This is a genomic window from Actinomadura sp. J1-007 (assembly GCF_009793335.1).
In the GTDB taxonomy this organism is placed as follows: Bacteria; Actinomycetota; Actinomycetes; order Streptosporangiales; family Streptosporangiaceae; genus Spirillospora; species Spirillospora yumaensis.
In genome coordinates this window covers 167,198-182,058 of record NZ_WING01000002.1, presented here as the reverse complement: position 1 = coordinate 182,058, position 14,861 = coordinate 167,198, and the positions used below count along the sequence as shown (strand labels likewise).

Genomic DNA, 14,861 nt, shown 5'->3' with positions numbered 1-14,861 from the left:
CCGGCGGTGAGCCCGGTCTGTACGGATGCCAGGTGAGGGTGCGGTGTCGCGTGCGTCACAGTCGTTTGACCTGAAGTCCCGTTGAGGTCAGACGATATATCGCGTGGAGCAGCAGCGACGCGCTCAGATTGTCGGACCCTCCTGGAATACTCCGGATCCTGGTGAAGTTAAACCGTTCGCGAAAGTGTCAGTCTCTGCAGTATTTTGCTGCGGTATCCCCCAGAGCACTGTTCGACGGCCCCTGCATGCCTGACGGGCGTGGGCCCCTACCGATTGGAAGAGTGAGTTGACCGCTCCCGCGTCTCCGCAGACGAAGGACGGCCCACTGGAGGCACCGTCCCCTGGTGGAGGTCTTGATCGCGGCGTGCTCGCGGTGGCCATGGTCGTCGTGCTCGGCGCGATCATGTCCATCCTGGACGTGACCGTCGTCAATGTCGCCATCAATGACCTCGCCAAGGAGTTCGAGACTCCGCTGTCGACGATCCAGTGGGTCGCGACGGGCTACACGCTGGCGCTGGCCACGGTGATCCCGATCACCGGCTGGGCCGCGGCCCGGTTCGGCACCAAGCGCCTCTACATCATCTCCATCGTGCTGTTCGTCCTCGGCTCGATGCTGGCCGGCCTCGCCTGGTCGGCCGAGTCCCTGATCGCCTTCCGGGTCCTCCAGGGCCTCGGCGGCGGCATGATCATGCCGGCCGGCATGACGATCCTGACCCAGGCGGCCGGGCCGCAGCGGGTCGGCCAGGTGATGAGCGTCGTCGGCATCCCGATGCTGCTCGGCCCGATCCTCGGCCCGATCCTCGGCGGCTACCTGGTCGACGACGTGTCCTGGCGCTGGATCTTCTTCATCAACCTGCCGATCGGCATCATCGCCCTGGTCATGGCGGTCCGGATCCTCAAGCCGGACGCGCCGAAGCGCGGCGAGCGGCTCGACGTGCTCGGCCTGCTCCTGCTGTCGCCCGGTCTCGCCACGCTGATCTACGGCCTGGCCAAGGGCGCCGAGATGAAGGACTTCACCAAGCCCGAGGGGCTCGTCCCCACGCTCATCGGCGCGGTGCTGGTCATCGCGTTCGTGTTCCGCGCGCTGAAGGCCGCCAACCCGCTGATCGACCTGCGCCTGCTCAAGCGCAAGTCGGTGGCCGCGGCGTCGGGCACGATGCTGCTGTTCATGGCCGCGTTCATGGGCGCCATGCTGCTCATGCCGCTCTACTACCAGACGGTGCGCGGCGAGAGCGCCCTCGCCTCCGGCCTGCTGCTGGCCCCGCAGGGCCTCGGCGCGATGATCACGATGCCGATCGGCGGGCGGCTCACCGACAAGATGGGCCCCGGCCGGGTCGTCTTGGTCGGCCTGGTCGTGGTCGTGCTGTCGATGGGCGGCTTCGCCTCCCTGCTGGCGGCCGACACCTCGTACTGGGTGCTCGGCGGCACGCTGTTCGTGATGGGCCTCGGCATGGGCATGACGATGATGCCCACCATGGCCGCGGCCATCCAGACGCTGGTGCACGACGAGGTGCCGCGCGCCAGCACGATGCTCAACATCATCCAGCAGGTCTCGGCGTCCATCGGCACCGCGATGATCTCGGTGCTGCTGGCCAACCAGCTCTCGTCCAACCTCGGCGGGGGCGGCAGCAGCGTCGGGTCGGCCGAGGCCGTCCCGCCGGAGGTCATGAAGAAGATCGCCGGCCCGATGGCCGACGCGTTCCAGCACACCTACTGGTACGCGGCCGCGGCGCTGCTCCTGGCGTTCCTGCCGGCGCTGCTGCTGCCGCGCAAGAAGCCGGACACCCCGGCGACCGACGCGCCCATGCCGATGCACTAGAACGGCACGGACCGCACCGGGAGACCGGTCGAAGCCCCGGCCAGGGCTCTTCGGAGCCTCGGCCGGGGCTTCGGCGTCCAACGGCGCCGGACGCCGGATCTCCGCCGCTCCGGCCCGTCCGCGCTGCGCGCCACGCCCTCCGGGCGTCCGTGCGTCCATCACGCGGGCGTGGGGCTCTGGTCCTTCCAGTACTCGTCCTTCAGCAGCCGTTTGTAGAGCTTCCCCGTCGGGTGCCGCGGCAGTTCGGCGCGGAAGTCGACCGTGCGCGGGCACTTGTAGTGGGCGAGGTGCTCGCGGCAGTACGCGATCAGCTCGGCCTCCAGCGCCGGTCCCGCCTCCTCGGGGTCGGCGGGCTGGACGACGGCCTTGACCGCCTCGCCCATCTCCGCGTCCGGGACGCCGAAGACCGCGACGTCGGCGACCTTCGGGTGGACGGCCAGGACGTTCTCCGCCTCCTGCGGGTAGATGTTCACCCCGCCGCTGATGATCATGTACGAGCGGCGGTCGGTGAGGTAGAGGAAGCCGTCGGCGTCGACGTATCCGACGTCGCCGAGCGTCGACCAGCCGCGCCCCCACGGGTCGCGGGACGCTGCGGTCTTCTCCGCGTCGCCGTGGTACTCGAACGTGGGCCCGCCGCCGAAGTAGAGCGCGCCGGCCTCGCCGGGCGGCAGCTCGTTGCCGTCCTCGTCGCAGACGTGGATCTCGCCGAGCAGCGGACGCCCGACGGTGCCCTTGTGCGCGAGCCAGTCGTCCGACCCGGCGTAGACGAAGCAGTTGCCCTCGGTGCCCGCGTAGTACTCGTGCAGGATCGGCCCCCACCACTCGATCATCCGCTCCTTCACCGGAACGGGGCAGGGCGCGGCGGCGTGCACGGCGCACCGCAGGCTGGAGGTGTCGTAGCGGGAGCGGACCTCGTCCGGCAGCTTCAGCATCCGGATGAACATGGTCGGCACCCACTGGCTGTGCGTGACGCCGTACCTCTCGATCGCGGCGAGCGCGCCCTCGGGGTCGAACCTCTCCATCACGACCACGGTCGCGCCGGCCCGCTGGAAGTTGAGGCAGTAGCGCAGCGGCGCCGCGTGGTAGAGCGGCGCGGGCGACAGGTAGACCGAGTCGCCGTCCGGCCGGAACAGCAGCGTGATCAGCTTGAACAGCGGCCCCTCGGTGCCCATCGGGACGAGCGGCAGCGGCGGCTTCACGCCCTTCGGGCGGCCGGTGGTGCCGGACGAGTAGAGCATGTCCATGCCCTCGACCTCGTCGGGGACGGGCTCGGCGGGGTACGCGGCGACGCGTTCCTCGTAGGAGTCGAACCCCGGGGCCGTGCCGCCGAGCATGAGGCGCAGCGGCACGTCCGGAGCGGCCTGGGCCGCGGCCTCCACCGACTTTCCGGCGATGAAGGCCCGGGCCTCGCAGTTTCCCACGATGTAGGCCAGCTCTTCGGGTTGGAGCCGGGAGCTGACGGCCGTGTAGTAGAGCCCGGACCTCTGGGCGGCCCAGGCGATGGCCAGGTAGAGCGGGTGGTTCTCCAGCATGAACGCGATGTGGTCCCCGGGGCGCAGACCCTCGGCGCGGAGGAGTTGCGCGAGCCGGTTGGCCTCATCGTTCAGTTCCCGGTAGGTGACGACCCGGCCGGAGCCCGCCATGATCACGGCGGGCTTGTCGGGCGTCTGCGCGGCGATCTGCCCCAGGTGCATGCCACCGCACGGTACCGGGCCGGACGACGAAATGAAATGCCGTTCGGTTTACCGGCGGATCAGACGAGCATGTGATCGAAGTCGCCGTCCTTGGCGCCGCCCACGAAGGCCTCGACCTCCTCACGCGTGTAGACGAGAACCGGACCGTCGGGGTACCGGGAGTTGCGGACCGCGATCTCCCCGGTGGGGAGTTCGGCCATCTCGACGCAGTTGCCGGACGGGTTGCTCCGTCGGCTCTTCTGCCATACGAGCTCCTGTCGCCAGAAGTCCGTCAGCCCGTCGCCGTCCATCTTTGCCCCCTCAAGGCGTCTCCGCCTCCCCATCGGGAGGCCGCGATCTCGCCCCACCCCACACAATGGTACGAGATGCACGTGCATTCGTTCTTGCATCTGTGAGTGCAGACGGTCTTGCATCTGCACGACTTGGGGAGCAAGATAGCGAACGCTCGCCGGTGACCGACCCGCACGCCTCTGGGGTTTGACAATGATCGTTGACCAGGCAGACGACATCGCGGCGCCAGCCGCCACGCACGGGCGCCGTCCGCGCACCGCGATGGCCGATCACGCGCCCTGGCAGGACGCCCACCGCGCGGCGCCCTCGCACGGCGCCCACGCGAACGCCCCGGTGGCCACGGCCGCCCCGGTGCCCTCGCCCGGCCTCGCGGGCTTCTGGCCCGTCCCGCACGCGGGCACGCCCCGCACCGCGCGGTGCGTCCTCCCCGCCGAGATCACCGCGCCGAAGTCCGCCCGCGACTTCGCCGGCGACACGCTCCGCGGGTGGGGCCTCGGCGACGGTCCGGAGACCGGGGACGTCGTCATCGCGGTCTCCGAACTGGTGACCAATGCCTTGCGCCACGGACTGAAAGACCTGCCCCAGCCGCTGCCCGTGAGCCCGATCCAGCTCGTCCTGCTCGGCCACCCGCGGCGCCTGGTGATCGTCGTCACCGACCCCGGCGCCCGCACGCCCGAGCCGATCGCGCAGGACCCGGAGCGCTTCGGCGAGGGCGGCCGCGGCCTCCTCGTCGTCGGCGCCGTCAGCGACGCGTGGGGCTGGGCCCGCCTCGCCACCGGCGGCAAGGCCGTCTGGGGCGCGTTCGACCTCGCCATCCCCCCGGACGACGACGCCGCGACCGCCTGACCGCGGCCACCCGAACAACGAGACAAGCCGCCGGACATCGGACGCCCAGCGCCGGACGCCCGGCGCCGGACGGCCGACGAAGCAGGCGCCTCGACGAGCGAGCGTCCGAACGCGGGGAGCGACCGACGCGGCGAGCGCCGACAGACGTACGCGCCGCTCCCGAACGCGACGGGCTGACCCCGGCCCCGTCCAGGCGCGCCACAACACCCGCGCGCGCAACGTCCGCAGGCACAACGGCCGCGCGCGACGTTCACGCGCACCACGCCCCGCCCGCACGCGCGACACCCCACGCGCGCACGCGGATCGGTCCGGGCGGTGCGGAGCGGTGGAGCAGCGACCACCGCCGGGACAGAACACCCCAGAGCGGCTCAGAGGGCACCAGAGCGCCTCGGCCGGACACGCCGTCCTGACCACGGGGTCACGGGCGTCCGTCCGCTCAGCCGGCGCTCAGGGCCGCACGAAGGGCGGACGGGAGCCGCGGACCGGAAGCACGCGGGGCCGTTCCGAGCGGAATTGTTCGCGGACAGCGTCCCGGGCGGTCCGGGACGTCCGCGCCGTCCGGGAAGCCGGCGCGGGGGTTACTGGAGGGTGGCGGGGGGCTGCTCGGCCGGCTGGGCGGGGCGTTCGAGCTCGCTGAGGAAGTCGTGGGCCCAGCGGTCGACGTCGTGCTCGGTCACGCGGCGGCGCATGGCGCGCATCCGGCGGGCCTGCTCGGGCGGACCGGCGTTCAGGGCGGCGAGGAGAGTGTCCTTGAGGCCGTCGATGTCGTACGGGTTGACCTGGAACGCGCCGCGCTTGAGCTCCCCGGCCGCGCCGGCGAACTCGCTGAGGACGAGCGCGCCGCGCAGGTCGCCGCGGCACGCGACGTACTCCTTGGCGACGAGGTTCATGCCGTCCCGCAGCGGCGTGACGACCATGACGTCGGCGGCGAGGTAGAGCGCGGCCAGCTCGGCGCGGTCGTACGAGCTGTGCATGTAGTGGACGACCGGGAAGCCGATCTCGCCGTACTCGCCGTTGATCCGGCCGACCTGCTGCTCGATCTCCTCGCGCAGGAGCTGGTACTGCTCGACGCGTTCGCGGCTCGGGGTGGCGATCTGCACGAACACGGCCTGCCCCGGCTTGAGGTGCCCGTCCTCGAACAGCTCGCCGAACGCCTGGAGCCGCTGCGCGATGCCCTTGGTGTAGTCGAGCCGGTCCACGCCGAGGCAGATGGTCGCGTCGCCGAGGTCGGTGCGGATCTCCTCGGCGCGCTCGCGCACGTCGGGCCGGTTGACCAGGTCGTTCAGCTCGTGCACGTCCACCGAGATGGGGAACGAGCGGGCGCGGACGACGCGGTCGCCCCAGAACACGTCCTGCCGGTTGTAGCGGGCTTCGAGGAGGCGGCGGCACAGCCGGACGAAGTTCTGCGCGGCGCCCTGGAGCTGGAAGCCGACCAGGTCGGCGCCCAGCAGCCCTTCGAGGATCTGGCGGCGCCACGGGAGCTGCCAGAACAGCTCCAGCGGCGGGAACGGGATGTGCAGGAAGAACCCGATCCGCAGGTCGGGGCGCAGCCGCCGGAGCATCGCCGGGACGAGCTGGAGCTGGTAGTCCTGCACCCACACCATGGCGTCCTGCGCGGCGACCTTCGCGGTGGCCTCCGCGAACCGCTCGTTGACGCGGACGTAGGCGTCCCACATCGCGCGGTCGTAGACGGGGTGCGCGACGACGTCGTGGTACAGCGGCCACAGCGTGGCGTTGGAGAAGCCCTCGTAGTAGAGCTCGACCTCCTCGGCCGTCTGCTGGACGGGCACCAGGTGCATGCCGTCCTCCTCGAACGGCTCCAGGACCTCGTCGGGCGCGCCGGCCCAGCCGATCCAGGTGCCCTCGCGCCGCCGCATCAGCGGTGCGATCGCGCTGACGAGGCCGCCGGGGCTGCGCCGCCACGCCGGCTCGCCGTCCTCGCCCTCGATCCGGTCGACCGGCAACCGGTTGGCCACCACCACGAACTCACTGCCGCGCGACACCACAGACCCGCCTTCCCAGGAAACCGTTGACGATCACATGCCCAGAAACGGTCATCTGGAACATCTTGTCATTGTGACGTTAACGGCGTGTGTCGGGGTACCGGCAGGCGGGCCTACTCCGCGCACCTCCCTGGCCATAGGGCTTCGGTGCGGTACCGCGCGGGGCGCGGCGGACGGCTCGGAAGGCGCGTGGCCGGTCAGGGATGGGCCGCGCGGACCGTTCGCCGCCGGACCGTGCCGCCCGTTCCGCCCCGTCCCGTCCCGTCCGGGCTCGGGTCACGGGCGTGCGCCGGACGGGACGGGACGACGGGTGGCGGGTCAGGCGTCCACGGCGGTGCGGGAGCCGTCGGCGGAACGGGCGTCCGTCCGCCGGTCCCACAGGACGGAGTCGAGGGAGAGGCGTCCGGCGCCCGTGAAGGCGAGGAGCAGGGACGCGGCGCCGAGGATGAGGACCAGCTCGTAGCCGCCCTTGTCGGCGAACAGGCCGTGGTCGATGTGCGCGAACCAGAGCGCGCCGGCCATGTCGAGGGCGAGCAGGATCCCGGCGACGGGGACGACGACGCCGAGGATCAGGGCGATCCCGCCGACGAGCTCGACCCACGTGGCGTAGGTGGCCGACAGCGCGGGGAACGGGATGTCCATCCCCTCGAACATCTTGGTGACGCCGGAGTGCCCGACGTCGGTCAGCTTCTGCCACCCGTGCGCGACGAAGATCACGCCGAGGGCGAGCCTGCCGAGCAGCAGGCCCGCGTCGGGCAGGTAGGGGAACCGGCGGGCGGGGAGCATGGCACGTCCTCTCGTAAGTCGTTCAAATCTTAACTACCTCCACGCTAACAGCCTTTGGTTCAAAACCAAACTAAACTGGGGCGATGAGCGACGACCCCGATGCCCTGGGACCCCGGGAGCTGCGGGCCTGGATGGGGTTCCTGGCCGCGGCGCATCTGCTGGACCACGAGATCGAGCACCAGCTCAAGGCCGACGGCGGGCTCTCGCACGGCGACTTCGAGGTGCTGGTCCGCCTGGCCATGGCGCCCGACGGGCGGCTGAGGATGTCGGACCTGGCGCGCGAGGCGATGGTCTCCAAGAGCCGCCTGACCTACCAGGTGACGCAGCTCGAACGCGCGGGACTCGTCCGGCGGACGGCGTGCGAGAGCGACCGGCGCTCGGTGTGGGCGGAGCTGACGGACGAGGGCCGCGCCGCGCTGGAGAAGGTCCGTCCGGGCCACCGGCGCGTCGTGCGCGAGAGCCTCATCGACGTCCTGACGCCGGAGGAGCTCGACGTGCTCGGCGGAGCCCTCACCCGCGTGGCCGACCGCCTCCGCAGCCGCTGACCGGTCCGAGCGGTCCGAGCGGTCCGAGCGCTCCGAGCGGTCTGCGCGGTCTGCGCGGTCCGAGCGGTCCGGGCCGTCCAGCGTGCCGGGCGGGTGATCTCGGTGGCACGATGGCACGATGCGCGGCTCGAACGGCGACGGGACGTTGGGCCGGACCTTGGGCGGGGCCGGGGCGGTCGGCGACTTCGGCGACTTCGGCGGTGTGGTACGGCGGACGCCGCGCGCGGTCGTTCGCCCGGGTTCGGCGCGGGAGGTCGCGGAGGCCGTGCGCGAGGCGGCGGCGAACGGCCTGGACCTCGTCGCGCGCGGCTGCGGGCACTCGACGGACGGGCGGTCGCTCACCGGCGGAACGGCGCTGGACCTGCGCGGGCTGGCGTCCGTTCGGGAGGTCCGCGACGGCCGCCTGGTCGTGGACGCCGGGGCGACGTGGCGCGAGGTGCTGGAGGCGACCCTGCCGTACGGGCTGACGCCGCCCGTCCTCACCGACTACCTGGACCTCACCGTCGGCGGGACCCTCGTCGCGGGCGGCGTCGGCGGAACCTCGCACGTGTACGGGACGCAGGCGGCCGGCGTCCTCGCGCTCGATGTCGTGACCCGCGCGGGCGAGGCCGTGACGTGCTCGCCGGACGTGCGACCGGACCTGTTCGACGCCGTGCGGGCGGCCGGGACGGACGCGCACGGGATCATCACGCGGGCGACGCTCCCGCTCGTCCGGGCGCCGGAGTCCGTGCGTTCGTACCGCGTGACGTATCCGGACGCCGCGCGGCTGCTGGACGCGCTGCGGCACGTGACGGCCGATGACCTCTCCGGACAGGCCAAGCCCGAACGCGTGGGCGGATGGCGGTTCGAGTTGACCGCGACCGTGTACGGCGGGGCGCGGACGCCGGACGGGCTCGTTCTCGCGGACGTCGAGGAGGTGGAGGAGCTGCCGTTCCTGGCGTTCGCCGACCGGATGCGTCCGGACGTGGAGGAACTCGTCGCGCTCGGCGAATGGGCCCGTCCGCACCCGTGGGGGATGGTGCTCCTCCCGCGCGCGCACGCGGCGGAAGTCATCACCCGCACGCTGGACGAGACGGCGGCCGTGGACGTGGGGCTGAGCGGCGTCGTTCTGGTCAAGGCGTTCGTCGGCGGCGGGGTGCCGATGCTGCGCGCGCCGGACGATCCGGTGCTGTTCAGCATGTTGCGCACCGCGTCCCCTGGCTGCCGTACGCATCGGGAGATGGCCGCCGCTAACGATGCGCTGCTGCACCGCGCCCGCGCCTTCGGCGGCGGCCCGTACCCAGCCGCCTGACCCCGGCGGCCCACTGCGTTCCATCCAACTCGGGGCGGTGGGGCGCGGGGTTCAGGTGGGGTAGGCGTTCTGGAACGCCAGGCGGTCGTCGGCTCCGGCGGCCAGGCGGTCGCAGAGGTCGTCCAGGGCCATGAACGCCTCCCAGGGCTCCTCCCCCGACGCGGCGGCGAGACGGCCGACGACGAGGCGCTCCAGGTCGTCCACGCGCTTGGCCTTCCAGACCTTGTCTGCGAGGGAGACGAGCAGGTCGTCGATGCCGACGTCCGGTCCGTTCCACGACGCGTGCGTGCGCGCGAACCGGGCCAGCCGCTCCTCCACGCCGTGCTCGCGCAGCAGCGCGTACCCGGCCCCCTCGTGCTCGGAGCCGGGCCCCGACAGCTCGGCGGCGTGCCGCGCCTTGCCGATGTCGTGCGTCGCCGCCCCGAACAGCACCGCGTCGGCGTCGGCGCCGACGGCCGGGTACCGCTCGTCCACCCAGGCCACGATCTCGGCGGCGACGTCGTGGACGGCGCGCAGGTGCGCGGCGAGGCGCGGCGGCGCGCCCACGTCCTCCAGCAGCCGGACGGCGCGCTCGGGCAGCGGGCGGAGCCCCGGGTCGGTCAGCGCGCCGCGGAGCGCTCGGGAGCGCACGGGTCAGCGCTGCGCGAGCGCGACGACCTCGGCGTCCGGCAGCGCCGCCAGCGTCTTCCCGGCCAGCAGCAGCTTCGACCTGCGCAGGCCGCTGCCGACCACCACGTCCCCGGCCGCGACGACGGCCTCGTCCACGAGGACGGGCCATCCGGCGGGCAGGCCGACGGGCGTGATGCCGCCGTACTCCATCCCGGTCAGCTCCGTCGCCTCGGCCATCGGCGCGAACGACGCCTTGCGCGCGCCCAGGTGCTTGCGGACGACGCCGTTCACGTCGGCGCGGTCCGTGGCGAGGACCATACAGGCCGCGTACGACACCTCGCCGCCGCGCTTGGCCGCGACGATCACGCAGTTGGCGCTGGCCTCCAGCGGGACGCCGTACCGCTCGCAGAACGCGGCGGTGTCGGCCAGCTCGGGGTCGATCTCCGCGACCCGCGCGTCCGGCGCCGTCCCGAGGGCCGCCGCGACCGGCCCGGCGAGCAGGTCCGCCCGTTCCGCCGCGGGACCCCATTCCAGACTGCCGACCATCCGTCTCTCCCCTTCGCGTCGTCGTTCCGCGTCCCGGGCCGCCGCAGCCGCCCGGGGCCCACCCTGCCACGCCCACGATCATGATGCCGCCCGCCCCCGCGCGTCGCCCGCCGGGCGGCCGCGCGCGCCGCGGTTCCCGGCGGGCCGGGGTGGCGGGGTCAGGCGCCCAGGTAGCGGAGGACGGCGAGGACGCGGCGGCTGTAGCCGGGGGCGTGCGACAGGTCGAGCTTGTCGAAGATCGCGTTGACGTGCTTCTCGACGGCGCTCCGCGAGATGTGCAGGTGCGCGGCCGTCGCCGCGTTGGTGTGGCCCTCCGCCATGTGGCCGAGGACGTCGCGCTCGCGCGGCGTGAGGCGGCTCAGCGGGTCGGCGTGCGGGGAGCGCGCGAGGAGCCGGCGGACGACCTCCGGATCGAACGCGGCGCCGCCCGCGCCCACCCGGTCGAGGGCGTCGAGGAACTCGTCCACCTGCGCGACCCGGTCCTTCAGCAGGTAGCCGACCCCGGCGGTGTCGGCGGTGATCAGCTCGGTCGCGTACCGCTTCTCCACGTACTGCGACAGGACGAGGACGCCGACGCCCGGCCGGCGCCGCCGGATCTCCAGCGCCGCCCGCAGTCCCTCGTCGGTGTGCGTCGGCGGCATCCGGACGTCCACCACGACCACGTCGGGGGACACCGCTCGACCTCCTCCAGCAGCGCGTCGCCGTCGCCGACCGCCGCCAGGACCTCGTGGCCCTCCTCCGCGAGCAGCCGGACGAGGCCCTCCCGCAGGAGCGTCGAGTCCTCCGCCAGGATCACCCGCACGGCAGCTCCGCGTCGATCACCGTGGGCCCGCCCGGCGGGCTGTGCACGGTCAGCGTGCCGTCCAGCGCCGCCGCGCGCCGCGCCAGCCCGGCCAGTCCGCCCCCGGAGGGATCGGCTCCCCCGTCGCCGTCGTCCTCGATCCGCACGCTGACCATCCTCTCGCGGCCGCCGCTCCCCCGCCGCCCGCCGGGCCCGTGCCCGTCCGGGCCCGCGTGCCCGGGGCCCGACGCGGGTCCGGGCGCCGGCGCGGACCGGTCGAGCTCGCGCACGCGGACGTGGACGCGGGTCGCGCCGGAGTGCTTGGCGGCGTTCGTGACCGCCTCGCAGACCACGAAGTACGCGGCGATCTCCAGGGCGTGCGGCGGGCGCGCGTCGAGGCCGTACTCGATCGTGACCGGCAGCGGGGACCGTTCGGCGACGGTCTCCAGCGCCGCGCGCAGGCCCTCCCCGTCGAGCGCCGCCGGGTAGACCCGCCAGGTCACCTCCCGCAGGTCCTCCAGGACGTTCCGCGACTCCTCGTGCGCCTGCCGCAGGAGGTCGCGGGCCCGTTCCCCGTCCCCCGCGCGGCGGGCGCGGCCGATCAGCATGCCGAGGGCGACCAGCCGCTGCTGGACGCCGTCGTGCAGGTCGCGTTCGATGCGGCGGCGCTCGTCGTCCACGGCGTCCACCACCTCCGCGCGCGACACCGCGAGCTGCGCGATCCGCCGCTCGTACTCGGCGAGGGGGCTCGGGCCGAGGCAGCGCCGCGCCACCCGGCGTTCGAGGGCGACGACGCCGACCAGGCCCTGGACCGCGACGAACGCCAGGACCGTCCCGGCGACGGCGGTGTAGAGGACGATCCACCAGGCGGGCGGGATGCCGTCCATGTAGTCGCGGGTGATCCACCAGCTCACCGCGAGCCGGACGCCCGTCGCCGCGCCGTACAGGATCAGCAGCATGATCAGGCCGCCGAGCAGCCCCACCGGGACCCTCAGCACGAGGTAGGCGAGCGCGCGCAGCGGACCGTACTCCGCCTCGGCCCGTTCGCCGAGGAAGCGGGCGAGGCGGCGGCGTTCCAGCTCGGTCAGCGCACGCGCGCCCGCCGCGACGATCTCCGGCATGGCCCGCTGCCCCCGCGAGAACGCGAGCGCGTACGCCATGAGCAGCGCCGCCAGGGCCAGCAGCACCAGCTCGACGGCCGCCGTGACCGTGCCGCCCGCCAGCCCCAGCCCCGCCCGCCACACCACCCGAACCACCCACCGCCCGCGCTCGGCGGGTGCGGCGGGCGCGGGGGCGCCAGGGGTGGGGGGTGCGGGGGCGGCGGGCGCGGGGACGCCGAGTGCGGGGGCGCGGGGTCGCCGGGTGCGGCGGGCGTGGGAGCGCCGGGCGCGGCGGGCGTGGGGACCCCGGGCGCGGGGACGCCGGTCGCGGGGGCTGCGGGAGCAGGGGCGTCGGGTGCGGCGGGGGCGCGGCGGGGACGGTCGCGGGGCGGGTGGGCGGTGGTGTCAGCCGAATCGGTCACGTTCGAAGTCTCGGGTCGGTGGCGTCGCGCGGTGGGTCCCGGCGGACGGGGCGCGCCGTGCCTTCACGATACGTACGGCCACGAAGGCGACGGCCACGACGGCCGCCACCGCGAGGACACCCTTGGAGTAGACGCCGACGTACTCCTCGACCGTGCGCCAGTTGTCGCCGAGGCCGTACCCGGCGAGGACGAACGCGGAGTTCCACAGCAGGCTGCCCAGGGTCGTGAACAGCAGGAACGTCGTCATCCGCATCCGTTCCAGCCCCGCCGGGACGGAGATCAGGCTGCGGAAGATCGGGATCATGCGGCCGAAGAACACGGCCTTGGCGCCGTGCCGGTCGAACCACGCCTCCGTACGGTCCAGGTCGGCGATCTTGACCAGCGGCAGCCGCGCCACCAGCGCGCGGACTCGGTCGCGGCCGATCGCGGCGCCGACGCCGTACAGCGCGAGGGCGCCGACGACCGAGCCGAGCGTGGTCCAGACGAGCGCGGCGACCAGGCTCATCCGCCCCTGCGCGGCGGTGAACCCGGCCAGCGGGAGGATCACCTCGCTCGGCAGAGGGGGGAAGAGGTTCTCCAGCGCGATCGCCAGGCCGGCGCCGGGCGCGCCCATGCTCTCCATGAGGTCGGTGGCCCAGCCGGCGATGCCGCCGATCGGCTCGGTCCCACCGGTCGTCGTCGTGAAGGTCGTCGGGATCATGGAAGGAACGCTACGAACGGCGCGTCCGCGCCACCATGGAGCGCACCGCCGACCCGTCCGGCCGCGCACCGCACCCCGAACCTGCGGAAAACCACACCCCCTTCCGAAAAGCCCCACCAAACAGGCCGGACCGCCCTAGCCTTGGGTCCCCCGACGCTGTCCGACGCTCCGCGTCGGCGACACCCAAGGAGCGGCGCACGTGGCCCACGACGTTCCGGACAACGCCCCACCAGGCATCGACGCCTCGACGCCGAGCTTCGCACGCGTGTACGACTATTTCCTCGGCGGCAAGGACAACTTCGCGGTCGACCGCGAGGTCGCCGACATGGTGATGGGCCTGGTCCCGGAGGCGCCGGTCGTCGCGCGCGGCAACCGCGCGGCGATCGAGCGCGCGGTGACGTGGCTGGCGGGCGAGGCCGGCGTCACGCAGTTCGTGGACATCGGCTCGGGGCTGCCCACGTCGAGCAACGTGCACCAGTTCGCCAGGTCCGCCGACCCGTCGTCCAAGGTCGTCTACGTCGACAACGACCCGATCGTCCTCGCCCACGGCCGCGCCCTGCTGACCGAGACGGGCGTCGCCACGTTCATCCAGGGCGACCTGTACGAACCGGAGAAGATCTTCAGCGACCCCGCGCTCACCGGGCTGCTCGACCTCGACCGCCCGATCGGGGTCGTCCTCGCCGCGATCGTCCACCACGTCCCGGACGAGCGCGACCCGGCCGCCGTGGTGCGCGGGCTCCTGCCGTTCCTGCCGCCGGGAAGCCACGTCATGCTCACCCACCTGCACGACTCGGGCGACGACCCGCGCGTGGAGGAGGCCAAGCGCATCCTCCAGACGGGCCTCGGCGGCTCGTACTTCCGGCACTCCTCGGTGGTCGAGTCGTTCATGGACGGCCTGACGATCCTCGAACCGGGCGTGGCGCACGTCACCGAATGGCGCCCGAACGCCCCGGCCGGCCCCCTCGAACACCCCCTCCACACCCAGATGGTCGCCGTACTCGGCCGCAAGGACTGACCTCGGCGGGTTCCGTTCCGCGCGGGCGGGGCTCCGCGGGCGGGCGGACGGGGCTCGGAGCGGGTCAGGCCCGTTCGAGCGCGGGCGCGAACGGCGGGACCGGGGCGCCTCCGGACCGGCGGCGGGCGCGCTCGGCGAGGTGCGCCGCGCGTTCGCGTTCGTCGGTGAACGCGATGACGGTGACGGCGGGCTGCTCCCGCGACGCGGCCCTGACGATGAGGTACGGGACGCCGGCGCGTTCGGCGAGGTAGGCGGTCCCGTCCTCGTCGTCCCCGTAGAGGCGGGCCCCGCGGAAGCGGGCGGGCACCTCCTCGTGCGGGCCGATCTGCTCGCGCTCCTCGCGCATGGGGCCTCCAGTGCGGCGGGTCACCGGCCTTCATTCCGCCAGCCCCACATGTCGCCCCTGTTTCGTA

14 protein-coding genes and 1 pseudogene are annotated in these 14,861 nt (G+C 73.3%); 5 read left to right on the top strand and 10 right to left on the bottom strand.

The window, feature by feature from the left end:
• Positions 1-364 precede the first annotated feature (364 nt).
• Positions 365-1,819: a DHA2 family efflux MFS transporter permease subunit gene (locus GEV43_RS34840; protein ID WP_309240095.1), complete on the top strand. Its 1,455-nt coding sequence runs from the start codon at positions 365-367 to the stop codon at positions 1,817-1,819.
• Positions 1,820-1,977: 158 nt separating this feature from the next.
• On the opposite strand, the gene GEV43_RS34835 is transcribed toward GEV43_RS34840, so the two are convergent.
• Positions 1,978-3,513, bottom strand: coding sequence for an AMP-binding protein (locus tag GEV43_RS34835; protein ID WP_160825055.1), 1,536 nt, complete (start codon positions 3,511-3,513; stop codon positions 1,978-1,980).
• A 59-nt stretch (positions 3,514-3,572) separates the two neighbouring features.
• Entirely contained in the window at positions 3,573-3,803 is a 231-nt protein-coding gene (locus tag GEV43_RS34830; RefSeq protein ID WP_160825054.1) for a DUF397 domain-containing protein, read from the bottom strand.
• 193 nt (positions 3,804-3,996) lie between these two features.
• Here GEV43_RS34830 and GEV43_RS34825 point away from each other — a divergent pair, with 193 nt between their 5' ends.
• Positions 3,997-4,650, top strand: coding sequence for an ATP-binding protein (locus tag GEV43_RS34825; RefSeq protein ID WP_160825053.1), 654 nt, complete (start codon positions 3,997-3,999; stop codon positions 4,648-4,650).
• A gap of 578 nt (positions 4,651-5,228) precedes the next feature.
• Here the strand turns inward: GEV43_RS34825 and GEV43_RS34820 are convergent.
• Entirely contained in the window at positions 5,229-6,653 is a 1,425-nt protein-coding gene (locus GEV43_RS34820; protein WP_309240094.1) for a trehalose-6-phosphate synthase, read from the bottom strand.
• Positions 6,654-6,971: 318 nt separating this feature from the next.
• Complete coding sequence (locus GEV43_RS34815) at positions 6,972-7,439, bottom strand: DoxX family protein (protein ID WP_160825051.1); 468 nt, start codon at positions 7,437-7,439, stop codon at positions 6,972-6,974.
• A gap of 83 nt (positions 7,440-7,522) precedes the next feature.
• On the opposite strand from GEV43_RS34815, the gene GEV43_RS34810 reads away from it, so the two are divergent.
• Complete coding sequence (locus GEV43_RS34810) at positions 7,523-7,984, top strand: MarR family winged helix-turn-helix transcriptional regulator (RefSeq protein ID WP_160825050.1); 462 nt, start codon at positions 7,523-7,525, stop codon at positions 7,982-7,984.
• 118 nt (positions 7,985-8,102) lie between these two features.
• Positions 8,103-9,275: an FAD-binding protein gene (locus GEV43_RS34805; RefSeq protein WP_160825049.1), complete on the top strand. Its 1,173-nt coding sequence runs from the start codon at positions 8,103-8,105 to the stop codon at positions 9,273-9,275.
• Positions 9,276-9,326: 51 nt separating this feature from the next.
• On the opposite strand, the gene GEV43_RS34800 is transcribed toward GEV43_RS34805, so the two are convergent.
• From GEV43_RS34800 to GEV43_RS34780, 5 genes and pseudogenes are all read right to left on the bottom strand, one after another.
• Complete coding sequence (locus GEV43_RS34800; RefSeq protein WP_160825048.1) at positions 9,327-9,905, bottom strand: HDIG domain-containing metalloprotein; 579 nt, start codon at positions 9,903-9,905, stop codon at positions 9,327-9,329.
• Between the two features lie 3 nt (positions 9,906-9,908).
• Positions 9,909-10,430: a YbaK/EbsC family protein gene (locus GEV43_RS34795; protein ID WP_160825047.1), complete on the bottom strand. Its 522-nt coding sequence runs from the start codon at positions 10,428-10,430 to the stop codon at positions 9,909-9,911.
• Between the two features lie 158 nt (positions 10,431-10,588).
• A pseudogene (locus GEV43_RS34790) lies at positions 10,589-11,232 on the bottom strand (response regulator).
• Positions 11,223-12,458 carry a histidine kinase gene (locus GEV43_RS34785; RefSeq protein ID WP_309240093.1) on the bottom strand — a complete coding sequence of 412 codons (1,236 nt, stop codon included), beginning with the start codon at positions 12,456-12,458 and terminating at the stop codon, positions 11,223-11,225. Before GEV43_RS34785 ends, GEV43_RS34790 begins: the two are co-directional and overlap by 10 nt.
• A gap of 258 nt (positions 12,459-12,716) precedes the next feature.
• Positions 12,717-13,433, bottom strand: coding sequence for a DedA family protein (locus tag GEV43_RS34780; RefSeq protein ID WP_160825046.1), 717 nt, complete (start codon positions 13,431-13,433; stop codon positions 12,717-12,719).
• Between the two features lie 199 nt (positions 13,434-13,632).
• Here GEV43_RS34780 and GEV43_RS34775 point away from each other — a divergent pair, with 199 nt between their 5' ends.
• Complete coding sequence (locus GEV43_RS34775; protein ID WP_160825045.1) at positions 13,633-14,448, top strand: SAM-dependent methyltransferase; 816 nt, start codon at positions 13,633-13,635, stop codon at positions 14,446-14,448.
• A gap of 64 nt (positions 14,449-14,512) precedes the next feature.
• Here the strand turns inward: GEV43_RS34775 and GEV43_RS34770 are convergent, their stop codons facing one another.
• Positions 14,513-14,794, bottom strand: a complete 282-nt coding sequence (locus GEV43_RS34770; protein ID WP_160825044.1) for a hypothetical protein — start codon at positions 14,792-14,794, stop codon at positions 14,513-14,515.
• Positions 14,795-14,861: the final 67 nt, after the last annotated feature.